Consider the following 13,934-nt stretch of genomic DNA (forward strand, 5'->3'; position numbering starts at 1 on the left):
AGCTCAGAGAGCAGGCGCCACCAGTGCGCCGGCCAGCGCGGCATTCCTGCTGTGCAAACGTCGTGCCTGCAGTGTCGCGCCAATGAAGAACAGCACAAACAGCACCCCGGTCACCATCTTCAGTTCCGGCGCTTCCGCGTTGGCCAGCAAAGGTGCGCCCAGCGGCAGGCGGGTCGATGTTTCAGTGATGGCGGGGATCAGGTGAAAGAGAAAAGTCGCTGAGTAGCTGACGGTTTCCACGTAGGGCGAGGCGCGGCCCAGCAGCCGGGTGCGGCCCGCCACGGCCGCCAGCAGCAACACCAGCAGCGTGACAATGCCCAGTGCATGGGGTTTGCCGAACCCGCCGTGCTGGAAGATGCCAAAGCCGGTCAGGCAGGTGACGATGGTGGTGACCACATAGACCTTGCCCAGCGTGGTCCTGTCCAGAATTTCCTTGTAGCGAAAAAAGGCCATTACACCGGCAGCGACAGCAACCAGGCTGATCGCGGTGTGGACGATACCCAGGGACGTTAAACCGAACATCTCGATCTCCTGTGAAGGGCAATGCCGTGGAGGGAAGCCGGCGCTCATGCAAGCAAATGCCATGCCGCGCCAATGGTGATCGCTGATTGCTTCCGGTGTTTTGGGCGAGTAGTGCCCGTGCCCGATAATCAGTTCATACCGTGGCAGCACCGCGCCACAGACCACAGAACAAGGCATACATGAGAAAAACCTACCTGCTCGCTATTGAGGGCAAGAACCGCGACCGCCTGCTGGACGCCGCGAAGCACGACATCCGCAAATACATCAAACGAGAACGCGCCAAGGCCTTGCCTGCGGGCGTGGATTTCTGGGACTTTGACTGCAAGTGCGGCGCCAGCGAGGCGACAGCTTCAGCGGTGCCCTTTGCCGACCTGATCAGTTCTGTGGATGCCCTGGTGAAAGAGGGCGGCGACCAGTTTTATGTGGAGGTGGTGAGAAAGCATGGCCACCGCGCTGCCCGGCCCACCGCTGCCGGGAGCGAAGCCGATGCGCAATAAGCAGTAAGCGGGCTTCGTTGCCCCCTCGTTGTTATTTATCCTGCGTCTGCGCGCGTGCGGCCGCTTCCCGCAGCTTGTCTTTCTTGCTCGGGCGCTTGCCCTTGATGCCACCGGTGGAGGCAGGGTCGGCAGCATTGGGCGCCAGCGTTTCAAGTGGCTCAAATCCTTCAACCTGCTCGCGCTGCACCTTGATACCCTGGCGCTTTTCGATCAGCTTGAAGTGCGCTTCAGTGCCCGCACTCACAAAACTCACAGCCAGCCCGCTTTCACCCGCACGTCCAGTCCGCCCAATGCGGTGCGTGTAGTCCACCGCTGAGCGGGGCAAATCGTAGTTCACCACCACCGGCATCTGCGCAATGTCGATGCCGCGTGCGGCCACGTCGGTAGCCACCACCACCTGCACGGCCTTGATCCTGAAGTCCTGCAAGACCTGGGTGCGCTTGCCTTGGCTCAGCTCGCCATGAAAGGGCTCGGCCTCGATGTGCACTTTACGCAGTTTGTCTGCCACGATTTCTGCGGCGTGTTTGGTCGCCACAAACACCAGCGCGCGTTCCCACTTCTCGGTTTGCACCAGGTGGCGCAGCAGTTGCGTCCGGCGGCTGGCATCGACTTGAATGGCGCGCTGCGCGATGTCGGGTTTGGTCTCGGGCACCGCCTGCACTTCAATGCGCAGCGGGTCGTGCAGCATGCTTTCAGCCAGCACCTCGATGGCTGGCGGGAACGTCGCCGAGAAAAAGAGGTTTTGGCGCCGGGGTGGAAGCAACTCCAGGATGCGGCCCAGTTCTTCGCCAAAGCCCAGATCCAGCAGGCGGTCTGCCTCGTCCAGCACCAAAGTGCTTACCTCAGAAATTTTCAGCGCATTGTGTTCGAGCAGGTCGAGCAGGCGGCCCGGCGTGGCCACTACGATGTCCGCGCCGCCGCGCAGGTTCATCATTTGCGGATTGATGGACACGCCGCCAAACACCACGGCCACCTTGACGCGCTGCGGCAGGTATTTGGCAAAGCCGGCGATGGCTTCACCCACCTGCGCCGCCAGCTCGCGCGTGGGCACCAGGATCAGGCCCCGGGTAGGCCGTGGTGTTCCAGTGGGCGCGTTTGCCAGTTGCTGCAGCATGGGCAATGCAAAGGCGGCTGTTTTGCCCGAGCCCGTTTGGGCGGACCCCACCACGTCGCGCCCCAGCAGGATCGCCGGAATGGCTTGCGACTGAATGGCGGTGGGTGCACGGTAGCCTTTGTCGCCAATGGCGCGCAGAAAAGCGGGCAAAAGCGCCGGCGAGAAGCCCAGTGAAGAAAATGGCATAGACAAAGGCTCAGGAAGGTGAAAGACGGGTGCGGGCCGACTTGCGGCGAGCGAGTGTGGTCGTCGGCTGGCGCGGTTTGAGGCCCCTGTGCGGGGGCGATACGTTGCCGCCCGAAGCTGTGAGTTTAAGTCCGGTGCCCGCAGTGCCCAAACAGCGTTGGCATAAATGGCGACATGGAGGTGTCATTTTCCCCGTGCAAGATTGAGCCTCGTCCTTTTTGGTTTCACATGCTTCCCGCAATTTCCACCGTTGTTTCCCGTCTCATGATTCGTACACGCTCCATTTCCGTCAAAGAAGCTTCCATCATCGCCGTTGCCGCCCTGGACGACCTCGTGAATGATCTTGTCAAGGCGAGTTGCCTCAACATGTCGCCGGCGTTTCTGGATTGGGTAGCCGACGAAGCGACACCGCTGGTGGATCGGTATGTCGCGCATTTTTTCAACAGCCCGCGGTTTGCTAACAGCCTTCGCATGGGTGACCCGAGGATTGCCATGGCCCGCTGGGTGCGCCACTGGGTGTGCCCCTGGATAGTGGTTAACTTCGACCAACTGGCCGGGTACCTGCCGGAGTTTTCGGAAAGCCGGCCTGCGGGCTTGGCTTCAAGGGCGCCGGCTGCCGCAGCATGTGCATGAATTGCCACGCCGCCGCCGCGCTGCGGCAGCGGGTCAGCTCGGGGGGCAAGCTGCCTTGCACAGACCAGCTAGGGCTTGTCGTGGTAAGTGAGGTCGCTGTGGGGCGCTGCCATGAACTCCGGCAGTTGCTCCGCCTGTAACGAGAATTCACGCAACGCGGGGTAGCGGCCCACGTCCAGCACTTCCGGAAACATCGCTTGCGTGAAGCGCCAGGCAATCGCCGTGCTCACGCCGTCCTGACCCATGGTGTCGCTGGTGGTCGCCAGCGGTTTGCGCTGAAGTTCTGATTCCAGCCCATCGAAGGCGGCCAGAAGCTGGCCGGTGACGCGGGTTACCCACGGCTGGTGCAATTTCTCGGCAGGCCGGAGCTTGCGCTCATAGACGATCTGAACGCTTTTCTCGCACGCAGCCAGGGCCAGGCCGATCACGCGCAACGCCTGCTGGCGCTCCGGCAGCGTGGCCGGCATCAGGCTCTTGGGCGCTGCAATGGCCTCGGCGTAGTCAATGATCAAGGTGGAATCCATGAGGACCTGGCCGTCATCGCAAATCAGTGAGGGAGCCTTGACAACGGGGTTGATTTGCTGGAACTGCGCAAAGGTGCTGAACACGGACAGCGACCGGTGTTCAAAACGCAGACCGAGAAGCTGCAGGGAAATAGCCACGCGGCGAACGTAAGGTGAGTCAAGCATTCCGATGAGTTGCATGGTTTCTCCTGTTGGAACCGGTTACAAGGATTCAGGGCTTGCCGGCAATGGCGGGCTTGTCTTTTTGCGGAAGTGGCGACAACTGAACAATGAGATCGCGCATCGAACCGAGGGCCAGCGCCAGGAACGCGGCGGCGCACAGTTTGTAGGTGGCCTTGGCCCACCGCGTGCCTGCGCGGCGAAAGATTCTGTCAACAACTGCCGCGCAGAAGAAAGCCCACACCACCGACGACACCATGAACCCCAAAAAGAAGATGGCGTAGTCGGAGGCCTTTGGTTCATGGATGCCGATGGCCCCAAGGGCGCTTCCCAGAGCGGCCCAATAGGCAATGTTTTGCGGGTTGGTCACGGACAGGAGAACGCCGGCACGCATGGCCCGTTTGGGCTCGACCGTCGCCGAGCCGGTTAAAGAGAACTCCTGGCTGGCGGAAACCCAGGAGTCGCGGGCAAGCCAGAAAAGGTACACGGCCCCAGCTATGCCGACGGGCCAGCGAATCCATTCCAATTGAAGGAGCAGTCCTATGCCTGCCAGCCCCAACAGGGCCCAGAGCGCATCTCCAGCCAGCGATCCGATTTGCACGGCAAGGGCAGGCCGGAACCCGCCGCGTACGCCCTGGCGCACGGTTTCGGCAAACACGGCGCCGGGCGCGGCGTTGAACAAAAGCCCGAGCAGGAAAGCGGAGATAAAGAGTGCGGCCATGAAGATGATGTGAAAAAAAAAGAAGACCTGACGTTTATACCGCGCAGGCCGCGGCCAGCTCCTTGAATTTCTCAACCTGCCACGCGAACTCGCCCTCAAAAGCCGTCGGATCGGTGACCGCATAGCCGCCATAGCCATAGACGGCAGCGTAAGCCGCGTAGCTGGCCGCTTCGAGGGCGCGGCCGGCCAGCGCGTTGGCTACGGCATAGGTAGCAGAGACGGCCGCATGCGCCGAGCCGTCAATGGAGTTGGAGCCCCGGTGGCTGTTGGCAAGCGCGGCAATTTCCTGCGTGGCCTGTACCAGGGCGGGCCTATCCAGTTTGCCGTTAACGAAGGCCTGAAGCATTGCGAGGTAATCGATGGCCTTGGGGTCTTCCAGCAGGTGCTGCACACGGGAAGCACAGGCAAGGCCAAAGGCCAGACGGAGCGCCTCGTGGCGTGGTTCATTGACGTGGATGGCGGCCGCCAGGCGCGATAGTTCGTGGTTCATGGCAATTTCCCCGGAGCATTTTGCCGAAATGATGGGCCGGATTTTCGGGGCAGGACTAGTGCCGCCAAATGCCGCTGGCGCCTGGTAATTTCCAGGATGAGCAATGGGAGCAGCACGCCTGCGGCAAGGCTTGCCGCACTGTTGAGGTGGCCGTTGTGGCTGATGCGGGAAAGTATCAGGAAGGTCCGTCCCTGGGCGAGGTAATGAAACACAAGGATGAGCAGGCTGCCAGATCCTATGTAGGTCAGCGGACGTCGCAATACCGCGTATTTCTGCAACAGCGAAGAGGTGCAGAGAACGATGTAGATGCCCAGGACGGCCTGTAAGGAAGAAATGAGCGGGTCGCCGTAGAACCTCAGATTCAAATCCATGGTTTCGTCAAAGTAGTAATGCAGCAAGGCGAATGCGATGGTCGAAACAAGAAACCCGATGGCGCTGAAATCCATCGATATCACCCGTTTCCTGAGCAGGAATCCGAACAGGATACAGGCCGAGCTGATGAATGTCAGGTCAAGGCTCCACGGAAGCCCGGGCAATCGGTTCAGGCCCATGAAGGGCAACTGCGAGGTATCGATTTGCCAGAACCAGTCTATGAGCCGGATCCCGATTACCAGAAGGGCCGAGGCAATCAGGAAGATCCAGGCCGGGCGGTTCCTGGCGGCCGTGGTGACGCGCAGGATTGCCATGGACACGAGCGACGCCACGAAGAGATGCGGCAAAAACCATAGCGGCGCCCACGCGATGGTGGGGGCGGTGGCATAAATGACACCGGAAAAATAAGCAAGCGGGGATGCATCGGCTGTTGGGACGGCTGCCGGATCGAATGCCTCTGCGATGCCCAGAAATATCAACACAACGAAATACGGCTTCAAAAGGGCGTCTGCCCGGGACAGCGCAAACTTCCCCAGGTGGTCGGAGTCCTTGAGAAACAAGCCCGAGAGAAAAAAGAACAGGGGCAGGTGAAACGAGTAAATAACCCGGAAGAGCTCGCCCTTGACCTGCAAAACCGCCCAGTTATGACCAAGCACAACCAGGATGATTGCGATGCCCTTGGTTATGTCTACGGTGGCGTTACGGCTGGTCATGGCAAGCGGTCAGTCAAGTGTCGTCATTCATGCGCGCCAAGACTCAGGAGGCGGTTGGCGGTAGAACTTGGACACACCATTTTTCCCCAGCTGGGTTTTTCACGGGATGGGCGGCCGATTTACTGTATTTAAATACTGCGGAAAGGGCGCGGGCGCGGGCACGGGCACGGGCACTGTCCTGCTTCGCAGTAGTTGCATTTTTCGATGTTAACTACTTAATAATCTATTAAACCTATTTAATATTCTTTTGGGTTTTTATGAGATGCCTCTAAATTCCCTACCTGTTCCAAAAAAAGAGCCCACCACGCTTCCATAAAAAGCGAGGGGTACAACAGGTTTTCATGATCGAGCTCAAGAGTATTTTTCAAACGTACAAGGGTCCCACGGGCCCGGTCGAGGCGCTGAGGGGCGTCGACCTTCAAATCAATCCCGGCGAGGTATACGGCATCATTGGCCGCAGCGGTGCGGGCAAAAGCTCGCTGGTGCGGGTGATCAACCTGCTGAACCGGCCCACCGCCGGCCAGGTGCTGGTGGATGGCCGGGAACTGACCTCGCTGAACGGCGATGCATTGCGTGTGGCGCGGCGCGACATCGGCATCATCTTTCAGCATTTCAACCTGCTCTCGTCGCGCACGGTGTATGGCAACGTGGCCTTGCCGCTGGAAATTGCGGGTCTGTCCGCTGGGGAAATCAAGGCCCGCGTCGAGCCGCTGCTCGACCTGGTAGGCCTGTCGGCGCTGGCAGACCGTTACCCGGCGCAGATCAGCGGCGGGCAAAAGCAGCGGGTGGGCATTGCGCGTGCGCTGGCGAACCGGCCCAAGGTGCTGCTGTCCGACGAGGCAACGTCTGCCCTGGACCCTGAAACCACGCGCTCCATCCTGGGTCTGCTCCAGCAGATCAACAAGGAATTCGGGTTGACGATTGTGCTGATCACGCACCAGATGCAGGTGATCAAGCAGGTGGCCGACCGTGTGGCGGTGATTGATGCTGGGCGCATTGTCGAAAGTGGCCCGGTGATTGATGTCTTCACCCGCCCGCAACATGACACCACGCGCAGCCTGATTGCCGAGATCGTGCCGCAGGACTTGCCCGAGAGCGTGCTGGCGCGCATACGCACGCTGATGAGTGCCGGGCACCCCGAAGAAGGGCAGTTGTTGCGCCTGGCGTTTGCGGGCGACGAGTCTGACAGGCCCTTGCTGTCGGACGTGATTCGCCGCTTTGGCATTGACCTGTCCATCGTGCATGGGCAGGTGGACGAGATCCAGGGCAAGCCTTTCGGCTCGCTGGCCGTGTTTGCGCGTGGAGCGCGCGAGCAGCTCAATGCAGCCGTGGCGCATTTGCGCGGCGCCGGCGTGCATGTGGATCAGGTCGATGGAGCGTTGCCAGGCGGGTTGGCGGGAGGTTTCAGCCATGTTCAGTAATTTTTCGCAGGCCCTGCTGGAGCTGTTTGTCAGCTCGCTGTGGGAAACAATCATCATGGTCGGCATTTCAGGCCTGGTGGGTGCGTTGATCGGCGTTCCGCTGGGCGTTTTCCTGCGGCTGACGGACGAGGGCGGCGTGCTGCAGAACGCGGGCGTGAACCGCGTGGTCGGTGGCATCGTGAACGCCGTGCGCTCCACGCCTTTCATCATCCTGCTGGTGGCCATCATTCCGCTGACGCGCCTTTTCACGGGTTCCTCCATCGGTACGGCGGCAGCCGTGGTGCCGCTCACGATTGCGGCGGCTCCGTTTATTGCGCGGCTGGTGGAAACCTCGCTGCGCGAGGTCGATCACGGCCTGATTGAAGCGGCGCTGGCCATGGGCGCGACCACGCGGCAAATCGTGCTCAAGGTGCTGCTGCCCGAAGCGCTGCCCGGCATTGTCGCGGGCCTGACGATCACCTTTGTGAGTTTGACCGGCTACTCAGCTATGGCCGGCGCCATCGGCGGCGGCGGGCTGGGCGACCTGGGTATTCGTTACGGCTACCAGCGCTTCTTGCCGGAGGTGATGCTGGCGGTGGTGCTGGTGCTGATCCTGTTTGTGCAGGCGGTGCAAAGCCTGGGTGACTGGGCCGTGCGCAGGTTGAGCCACAAATGAATCTGGTCTTGAATTGGTTTTTCTCCCACTCCCTCTGGGAGACGGCAGGGGTGAGGGCCGGCGGCGGTCGATCTGCTGCCACTGGTGCCAAAGCCGCGAGCCCTCACCCCAACCCTCTCCCAAGGGGAGAGGGGGCAAGACATGAATCGGCATTGCCACAGCGATGTTGATGAATGGTCAAGTTCCTCCCTCTCCCTCTGGGAGAGGGCAGGGGTGAGGGCCGGCGGCAGTCGATTTGCTGCCACCGGTGCCACAGCCGCGAGCCCTCACCCCAACCCTCTCCCAGGGGGAGAGGGAGCAAGACACAACAATTTTTCAATCATCCAAAGGAAACACCATGAAAAAACGCACCCTCATCCAGTCAGCCATCGCACTCGCGCTGGCCACATCGTTCTCCAGTGCCGTGCTCGCGCAAGACAAGCCGCTGAAAATCGGCGTCACCGCCGGTCCACACGCGCAGATTTTTGAGCAGGTCAAAAAGATCGCCGAAAAAGACGGCCTGAAAATCCAGATCGTCGAGTTCAGCGACTACATCCAGCCCAACGCCGCGCTGGCCGCCGGCGACCTGGATGGCAACAGCTACCAGCACAAGCCTTTCCTCGACCAGCAAGTCAAGGACCGCGGCTACAAGATCGTCAACGTCGGCTACACCGTCAACTTCCCGATCGGCCTGTATTCCAAAAAGGTCAAGAGCCTGGCCGAGCTGAAAGAGGGTGCGCGCTTCGGCATCCCGAACGACCCGACCAACGGCGGCCGCGTGCTGCTGGTGCTGCAGGACAAGGGCCTGATCAAGCTCAGGCCTGAGGCTGGCCTCAAGGCCACACCGCTGGACGTGATCGACAATCCGAAAAAACTCAAGTTTGTGGAACTGGACGCGGCGCAACTGCCGCGCTCGCTGGACGACCTGGACGCTTCGGCCGTCAATACCAACTACGCGCTGTCAGCGGGGCTGAACCCCCGCCAAGGACGCGATTGCCCAGGAAGCGGCCAAATCACCTTACGTCAACCTGCTGGCTGTGCGCGAGCAAGACAAGGACAAGCCCTGGGTGGCCAAGCTGGTCAAGGCCTACCACTCTGAAGAAATCCGCAAGTTCATCCAGACTGAGTTCAAGGGGGCGGTGCTGGCCGGGTTCTGACAGGCTTGCGTTTTGTAACTGGCGCGGGTGCAGGCGTTAAAAACATGGCCGCACAGGCTGCCGAGGCCAGCGCGCACAGCACGGCTGCCAGCACCACCCAGCGAAACGCGTGGATCAGCGTAGTCGCGGGTGCGCCGTCCAGGGGCCCGCCCAAGGCAGCGGCAAACACCACACCCAGCACGGCCACTGCGAGCAAGCCCGCCACCCGCGCCACCGCGTTGTTCACGCCCGAGGCCACCCCGGCGTGGGCCGGCGACACCGCGTTCATCACGGTGGTGGTGAGCGGTGCAATGGCAATCGTCATGCCCAGGCCCAGCACCACCATGGCCGGAAAAAAGCCCGCCCAGTAAGGCCAGCCCACACCCGGCAGCGCCATCAACGCCAGGCCGGCAGCGGCGATCACCGGACCGCAGATAAGCATGAGCCTGGCGCCAAAACGATCCATGGCCTTGCCGGCCGCAGAGGACAGCAAGCCCAAAATGATGGAGAAGGGCAGCAGCGTGGCACCCGCTGCGGTGGCCGAATAGCGGAAGGCGCCAATCAGCACAAAGGGCAGAAAAAACAGCACGCCGACCAGCGCAAAGTACAGCAGCAGTGTCAGCAGATTGGCACCGACAAAGTCGCGCGACCTGAAAAGCGCCGGCGGCATCATGGGCGCACGCACCCGCGCCTGCGCCACGGCAAAAGCAGCCAGCCCGACTACGCCCAACACCAGGGGCCACAGCACGCTCGCGTGGCCCCATCCGCGCTCGGGCGCCAGTGTCAGCCCATAGGTGAGGGCACCCAGCCCGCTGGCCACCAGCAACACACCGAGCCAGTCGAAATGCCGCGGCGCATCGGGGTCGCGGCTGTCGGGCACGGCATAGACGGCCAGCCAGATGGTGGCCACGGCCAGCGGTACGTTCAGAAAAAAGATGGCGCGCCACGACACTGCATCGACCAGCCAGCCGCCCAGCACCGGACCCGCCGCACCCGTGATGGACGCCCACGCCGCCCAAGCGCCAATCGCCTTGCCGCGTGCGTCGCCTTCAAATACGTTGCCAATAATGGCCAGGCTGGCTGGCACCAGCAGCGCCGCGCCCACGCCCTGCAGCGCCCGCGCGGCAATCAGGGCCAGCGTGCCGGAGGCCAGCCCGCAGGCCGCCGACGCGGCGGTAAAAAGCGCAATGCCGGTGATGAAAATGCTGCGCCGCCCGAACCTGTCCCCCAGCGAGCCGCCCACCAGCACTAGCGAACCCAGCGCCAGCAGATAGGCGTTGATGACCCACTGCATGGCCGCCAGGCTGGCGCCGGCGCTACTGGCAAAGTCGCGCTGGATGGCGGGCAGGGCAATGTTGACGACCGAGCCGTCGATGAAGGCCATGGACGAACCGAGGACGGTGGCGGCCAGGGCATAGCCTTTTCGGGCGGCGGCGTCTGCACCGGCAGAAGAGGGCTGCGAAGTCAGTAGGGAAGGGGCCAAGGAAGTGCTGGGCAAGCTGCGTTGTGCCTGAATGACTCCTTTGTCACAAGGAGATTGCGCGTTACCCAGCATGGACTTTTTCGTTGGTTAAGGAGTTAAGAGCCGCTAACAAAACCCAGCGCAGCGGTCCTGGCTAGGCGTGCCGCCGCAGACAGTGCTGTAGCACGGCAAGGCGGCACAACGACGCCAGGAGGGTTTTGTTAGCGGCTCTAAGTCGGGCATCGAACCGACAGCAGGCGGGAGGCTCTAAATGCGCAGAACGCCCGAGCGCTGTCGGCTGGTTTTTTGGGATTATGTCGGCGTCATGGCGGCGCTGTCTATCGCGCGCAAGCGTTGCGGCCTTCGTCGGACCGCGCTTGCTATTAATAAGTAGCTACCGCACGGCGGCGTCACCAGTGCAAGCTTTAATTCCCGGTCTGCGCAGAGCAGCGCGAGCGATCCGGCGCTAACGGATTACGACGATTTCGTAAAGAGCACGGAGGCGGCTTTTGCCAGCATGGCGGCCGGCAGCAGCATGAGTTCCGACGATGTTGCACAGGGCATTTACGGCGCCGCCACGGACGAACGCGACCAGTTGCGTTACCTGGTGGGTGATGGCGCCCACGGGTTCGTGAAGGCCAGGCGGGAGATGTCCGAGAACGACTACATCGCCTTCATGCGCTCGAAATTCCTGCCCCAGTCGTGAACTGAATCCAGGTTCGCCCGATAGATCGGGTTCTGAACGATTTTTGAGCGGGTGCCTGATTGATTGAACGTGAATCAGCGTGATGAGGCGTATTGTTGGCTTCAGTCCTACAAAGCACTTGCTCGAAGTGCTTTACATATGGGGACTGCCATTTCCCTTCCATCAACGTCTGATCGATTTCCCGGAGAAACTCATGGCCCAATACACCATTGCTGTCGTCGTCGGCAGTCTTCGCAAGGATTCTTTCAACAAGAAACTCGCCAAGGCGCTGGAAAAGCTGTTTCCGGCCGAGTTCAGCTTTACCCATCTGCGCATTGACGATTTGCCGTTGTACAACCAGGACGACGACGGCAACCCGTCCGAACAGGTCAAGCGCATCAAGGGCGAGATCGCCGCGGCGCAGGGCTTGTTGTTTGTCACGCCCGAGTACAACCGCTCACTGCCCGGCGTGTTGAAAAACGCCATTGATCACGCTTCGCGGCCCTACGGCCAGAACGCATGGGCGAGCAAGCCCGCGGGTGTGATCGGAATCTCCGTCGGCGCCCTTGGCACGGCACTGGCACAGCAGCATTTGCGCAACATCCTGGCTTACCTCGATGTGCCGGTACTGGGCCAGCCCGAGGCGTTCGTTCAGGCCAAAGAGGGGGTTTTCAATGCGGACGGCAGCGCTGGGGATGGCATCAAGAAGTTTTTGCAGGGCTGGGTGGACCAGTATGTGGCCTGGGTGAAAACGCACGTGGGTTAAGCGCATGGGTAAATTTGATCCCGGCGGCAGGCTCGCTCGGACATGCAAAAAAAAGCCCGCAACCGCGGGCTTTTTTGTGGGTGCCTGAAGACGTCAGGCGGCCAATGCGGCCAGGGGCTGGTTGGCTGCTACCGTGGTTTGTGCCTTGATTTCAACTTCAGCCGCTGCCAGCGCTGCGGCCTTGGCCCCTTCACCCATGGCCAGACCTTCGGCGCGCACAAAGCGTACGTCGGTGATGCCGAAGAAGCCAAAGATGGTCTGCAGGTAGCTTTCCTGGTGTTCCAGGGCACGCATCGCTTCGCTCGTTGAATACACACCGCCGCGGGTAGAGGCAATGATCACGGTCTTGCCGCCGGCCAGGCCCACGGGGCCTTTTTCCGTGTAGCTGAAGGTGCGGCCGACTTGCGCGACCCGGTCAATCCAGGACTTGAGCTGGGTCGGGATCGCGAAGTTGTACAGCGGAGCGCCAATCACGACCACGTCAGAGGCCAGGAACTGCGACACCAGCGCTTCGGAAACGGCGTTTTCACGTTTTTGCACGTCGTTCAGCTCTGTACCAGCGGGGGCCCGAAAGCCGAGGGATTCGGCCGACAGGTGGCTGGGGGATTCCACCGCCAGGTCCAGGTAGCTGACTTCGGTGCCGGGGTTGCTGGCGCGCCACGAAGCGACGATTTGCGCCGTGAGTTGGCGGGAAACCGAGTTGCCGCCAAGAATGCTGGAGTCGATGTGAAGCAGTTTGCTCATGATGAATTTCCTTGGGTTGAAGTTGAATCAGGTTGTTTGGCCGTATCCACCATGAATCGCAGCCATGGATAGATTGTGCTGGTGCATCGATTGTTTGATAAGTCGGCAAAATTGCGATAGATTGTCCTATTCATGTAGCGAATCCAAGAAAACGGAGAATTTCCCATGCAGGACCTGAACGACATGCTGTACTTTGCCGAGGTAGCGGAGCGGGGCGGTTTTGCCGCCGCCGGGCGCTCGCTGGGCCTGCCCAAATCGCGTCTGTCGCGCCGGGTGGCTGAGCTGGAGGCAAGGCTCGGCGTGCGACTGTTGCAGCGGACCACCCGCAAGCTCTCGCTGACGGAGATTGGCGAGATCTACCTGCGCCACTGCAGTGCCATGCGGGATGAAGCCCTGGCGGCCGCCGAAGCCGTGGCGCAGGTACAGGTGGAGCCTCGCGGCACCTTGCGCATCACCTGTCCGGTGACGCTGGCGCAAAGCACGCTCGGCTACCTGGTGCCGCGCTTCATGGCGCTGCATCCCCAAGTCAAGGTCGACATGCGCGTGACCAACCGCGTGGTGGACCTGGTGGAAGAGGGCATAGACATTGCGCTGCGCGTGCGGCCCACGCTGGAAGACAGTGGTAGCCTGGTAGTGAAAAACCTGGGCTCGAGCGGCGGCGAATTGCTGGCCAGCCCAACGCTGTTGGCCCGTCAGGGCCGGCCCGAAAAGCCGGAAGACCTGATGAAGCTGGACACCGTGGCCATGTCGTGGGTGGACGGCCGTTCATCCTGGACGCTGCTGGGCCCCGAGGGACAGGAGTTTGTGTTGCAGCACCAGCCGCGCTATGTGGCTGACGACTTGCAGACGCTCAAGCTGGCCGTGCTGGCGGGTACGGGCATAAGCTTTTTACCCAATTCGCTCAGCGCCGCAGAGCAGCAGGCCCAGTTGCTGGTGCCCGTGCTGCCCGGCTGGGCACCCAAACCCGGCGTAGCTCATGCCGTGTTTCCGTCGCGGCGAGGGCAGGTGCCTGCGGTGCGAAGTTTTCTGGATTATCTGGGGGAACGGATGAGGGGTGAGAGTCTGGTTTAAGGCTCAGGGCTTGGGCTCTTCTTAGGCTGGCTGGCCGGGGGTGCCCGAAAATCCAGACCATCGTTATGTGTAAATGAAGATAAT

15 protein-coding genes and 1 pseudogene are annotated in these 13,934 nt (G+C 61.4%); 8 read left to right on the forward strand and 8 right to left on the reverse strand.

Annotated features, from left to right (window positions below; all coding sequences use genetic code 11):
• Nucleotides 1–3 precede the first annotated feature (3 nt).
• A complete protein-coding gene (locus BPRO_RS11720; RefSeq protein WP_041388765.1) occupies nucleotides 4–522 on the reverse strand; it encodes a hypothetical protein in 519 nt (172 codons plus the stop codon).
• A 179-nt stretch (nucleotides 523–701) separates the two neighbouring features.
• On the opposite strand from BPRO_RS11720, the gene BPRO_RS11725 reads away from it, so the two are divergent.
• The gene (locus tag BPRO_RS11725; RefSeq protein ID WP_011483279.1) at nucleotides 702–1,019 is read left to right on the forward strand and encodes a DUF6172 family protein; all 318 of its coding nucleotides are present in this window, start codon (nucleotides 702–704) and stop codon (nucleotides 1,017–1,019) included.
• A 31-nt stretch (nucleotides 1,020–1,050) separates the two neighbouring features.
• On the opposite strand, the gene BPRO_RS11730 is transcribed toward BPRO_RS11725, so the two are convergent.
• Nucleotides 1,051–2,319 carry a DEAD/DEAH box helicase gene (locus BPRO_RS11730; protein WP_011483280.1) on the reverse strand — a complete coding sequence of 423 codons (1,269 nt, stop codon included), beginning with the start codon at nucleotides 2,317–2,319 and terminating at the stop codon, nucleotides 1,051–1,053.
• Nucleotides 2,320–2,493: 174 nt separating this feature from the next.
• On the opposite strand from BPRO_RS11730, the gene BPRO_RS11735 reads away from it, so the two are divergent.
• A complete protein-coding gene (locus tag BPRO_RS11735) occupies nucleotides 2,494–2,952 on the forward strand; it encodes a hypothetical protein (protein ID WP_011483281.1) in 459 nt (152 codons plus the stop codon).
• 68 nt (nucleotides 2,953–3,020) lie between these two features.
• Here BPRO_RS11735 and BPRO_RS11740 read toward each other — a convergent pair whose 3' ends face one another.
• Genes BPRO_RS11740 through BPRO_RS11755 form a run of 4 tightly spaced genes read right to left on the reverse strand, consistent with a single transcriptional unit; the run spans nucleotide 3,021 to nucleotide 5,931 of the window.
• Complete coding sequence (locus tag BPRO_RS11740) at nucleotides 3,021–3,656, reverse strand: glutathione S-transferase (protein ID WP_011483282.1); 636 nt, start codon at nucleotides 3,654–3,656, stop codon at nucleotides 3,021–3,023.
• A 31-nt stretch (nucleotides 3,657–3,687) separates the two neighbouring features.
• Entirely contained in the window at nucleotides 3,688–4,356 is a 669-nt protein-coding gene (locus tag BPRO_RS11745) for a LysE family transporter (protein ID WP_011483283.1), read from the reverse strand.
• A 34-nt stretch (nucleotides 4,357–4,390) separates the two neighbouring features.
• Entirely contained in the window at nucleotides 4,391–4,846 is a 456-nt protein-coding gene (locus BPRO_RS11750) for a putative immunity protein (RefSeq protein WP_011483284.1), read from the reverse strand.
• On the reverse strand, nucleotides 4,843–5,931 hold the full coding sequence (locus BPRO_RS11755) for an acyltransferase family protein (RefSeq protein WP_011483285.1): 1,089 nt from the start codon (nucleotides 5,929–5,931) through the stop codon (nucleotides 4,843–4,845). The genes BPRO_RS11750 and BPRO_RS11755 overlap by 4 nt, the downstream gene beginning before the upstream one ends.
• A gap of 341 nt (nucleotides 5,932–6,272) precedes the next feature.
• Between BPRO_RS11755 and BPRO_RS11760 the strand changes: the two genes are divergently transcribed.
• From BPRO_RS11760 to BPRO_RS11770, 3 genes and pseudogenes are all read left to right on the forward strand, one after another.
• Entirely contained in the window at nucleotides 6,273–7,352 is a 1,080-nt protein-coding gene (locus BPRO_RS11760) for a methionine ABC transporter ATP-binding protein (RefSeq protein ID WP_011483286.1), read from the forward strand.
• Nucleotides 7,342–8,007 (forward strand): methionine ABC transporter permease, encoded by a 666-nt coding sequence (locus BPRO_RS11765; protein ID WP_011483287.1) that lies wholly within the window; start codon nucleotides 7,342–7,344, stop codon nucleotides 8,005–8,007. The genes BPRO_RS11760 and BPRO_RS11765 overlap by 11 nt, the downstream gene beginning before the upstream one ends.
• Nucleotides 8,008–8,344: 337 nt before the next feature.
• Nucleotides 8,345–9,143, forward strand: a pseudogene (locus tag BPRO_RS11770) (MetQ/NlpA family ABC transporter substrate-binding protein).
• Here BPRO_RS11770 and BPRO_RS11775 read toward each other — a convergent pair.
• A complete protein-coding gene (locus BPRO_RS11775) occupies nucleotides 9,115–10,677 on the reverse strand; it encodes an MFS transporter (RefSeq protein WP_011483289.1) in 1,563 nt (520 codons plus the stop codon). The pseudogene BPRO_RS11770 and the gene BPRO_RS11775 overlap by 29 nt on opposite strands.
• Nucleotides 10,678–11,119: 442 nt before the next feature.
• Here BPRO_RS11775 and BPRO_RS28010 point away from each other — a divergent pair, with 442 nt between their 5' ends.
• Together BPRO_RS28010 and BPRO_RS11785 are read left to right on the forward strand one after the other, a co-directional pair.
• Entirely contained in the window at nucleotides 11,120–11,290 is a 171-nt protein-coding gene (locus BPRO_RS28010; protein WP_157045785.1) for a hypothetical protein, read from the forward strand.
• A 193-nt stretch (nucleotides 11,291–11,483) separates the two neighbouring features.
• Nucleotides 11,484–12,035: an NADPH-dependent FMN reductase gene (locus tag BPRO_RS11785; RefSeq protein ID WP_011483290.1), complete on the forward strand. Its 552-nt coding sequence runs from the start codon at nucleotides 11,484–11,486 to the stop codon at nucleotides 12,033–12,035.
• 93 nt (nucleotides 12,036–12,128) lie between these two features.
• Here BPRO_RS11785 and BPRO_RS11790 read toward each other — a convergent pair whose 3' ends face one another.
• Nucleotides 12,129–12,779, reverse strand: coding sequence for an FMN-dependent NADH-azoreductase (locus BPRO_RS11790; protein WP_011483291.1), 651 nt, complete (start codon nucleotides 12,777–12,779; stop codon nucleotides 12,129–12,131).
• A 165-nt stretch (nucleotides 12,780–12,944) separates the two neighbouring features.
• Here BPRO_RS11790 and BPRO_RS11795 point away from each other — a divergent pair, with 165 nt between their 5' ends.
• Entirely contained in the window at nucleotides 12,945–13,850 is a 906-nt protein-coding gene (locus tag BPRO_RS11795; RefSeq protein WP_011483292.1) for a LysR family transcriptional regulator, read from the forward strand.
• Nucleotides 13,851–13,934: the final 84 nt, after the last annotated feature.

This window comes from Polaromonas sp. JS666, from assembly GCF_000013865.1.
In the GTDB taxonomy this organism is placed as follows: Bacteria; Pseudomonadota; Gammaproteobacteria; order Burkholderiales; family Burkholderiaceae_C; genus Polaromonas.

Coding starts and splice junctions, on each gene's coding strand:
- BPRO_RS11790 (WP_011483291.1), bottom strand. CDS start 12,779: ATGAGCAAACTGCTTCACATCGACTCCAGCATTCTTGGCGGCAACTCG.
- BPRO_RS11730 (WP_011483280.1), bottom strand. CDS start 2,319: ATGCCATTTTCTTCACTGGGCTTCTCGCCGGCGCTTTTGCCCGCTTTT.
- BPRO_RS11795 (WP_011483292.1), top strand. CDS start 12,945: ATGCAGGACCTGAACGACATGCTGTACTTTGCCGAGGTAGCGGAGCGG.
- BPRO_RS11735 (WP_011483281.1), top strand. CDS start 2,494: ATGGAGGTGTCATTTTCCCCGTGCAAGATTGAGCCTCGTCCTTTTTGG.
- BPRO_RS11750 (WP_011483284.1), bottom strand. CDS start 4,846: ATGAACCACGAACTATCGCGCCTGGCGGCCGCCATCCACGTCAATGAA.
- BPRO_RS11720 (WP_041388765.1), bottom strand. CDS start 522: ATGTTCGGTTTAACGTCCCTGGGTATCGTCCACACCGCGATCAGCCTG.
- BPRO_RS11755 (WP_011483285.1), bottom strand. CDS start 5,931: ATGACCAGCCGTAACGCCACCGTAGACATAACCAAGGGCATCGCAATC.
- BPRO_RS11760 (WP_011483286.1), top strand. CDS start 6,273: ATGATCGAGCTCAAGAGTATTTTTCAAACGTACAAGGGTCCCACGGGC.
- BPRO_RS11765 (WP_011483287.1), top strand. CDS start 7,342: ATGTTCAGTAATTTTTCGCAGGCCCTGCTGGAGCTGTTTGTCAGCTCG.
- BPRO_RS11745 (WP_011483283.1), bottom strand. CDS start 4,356: ATGGCCGCACTCTTTATCTCCGCTTTCCTGCTCGGGCTTTTGTTCAAC.
- BPRO_RS11785 (WP_011483290.1), top strand. CDS start 11,484: ATGGCCCAATACACCATTGCTGTCGTCGTCGGCAGTCTTCGCAAGGAT.
- BPRO_RS11775 (WP_011483289.1), bottom strand. CDS start 10,677: ATGCTGGGTAACGCGCAATCTCCTTGTGACAAAGGAGTCATTCAGGCA.
- BPRO_RS11740 (WP_011483282.1), bottom strand. CDS start 3,656: ATGCAACTCATCGGAATGCTTGACTCACCTTACGTTCGCCGCGTGGCT.
- BPRO_RS11725 (WP_011483279.1), top strand. CDS start 702: ATGAGAAAAACCTACCTGCTCGCTATTGAGGGCAAGAACCGCGACCGC.
- BPRO_RS28010 (WP_157045785.1), top strand. CDS start 11,120: ATGAGTTCCGACGATGTTGCACAGGGCATTTACGGCGCCGCCACGGAC.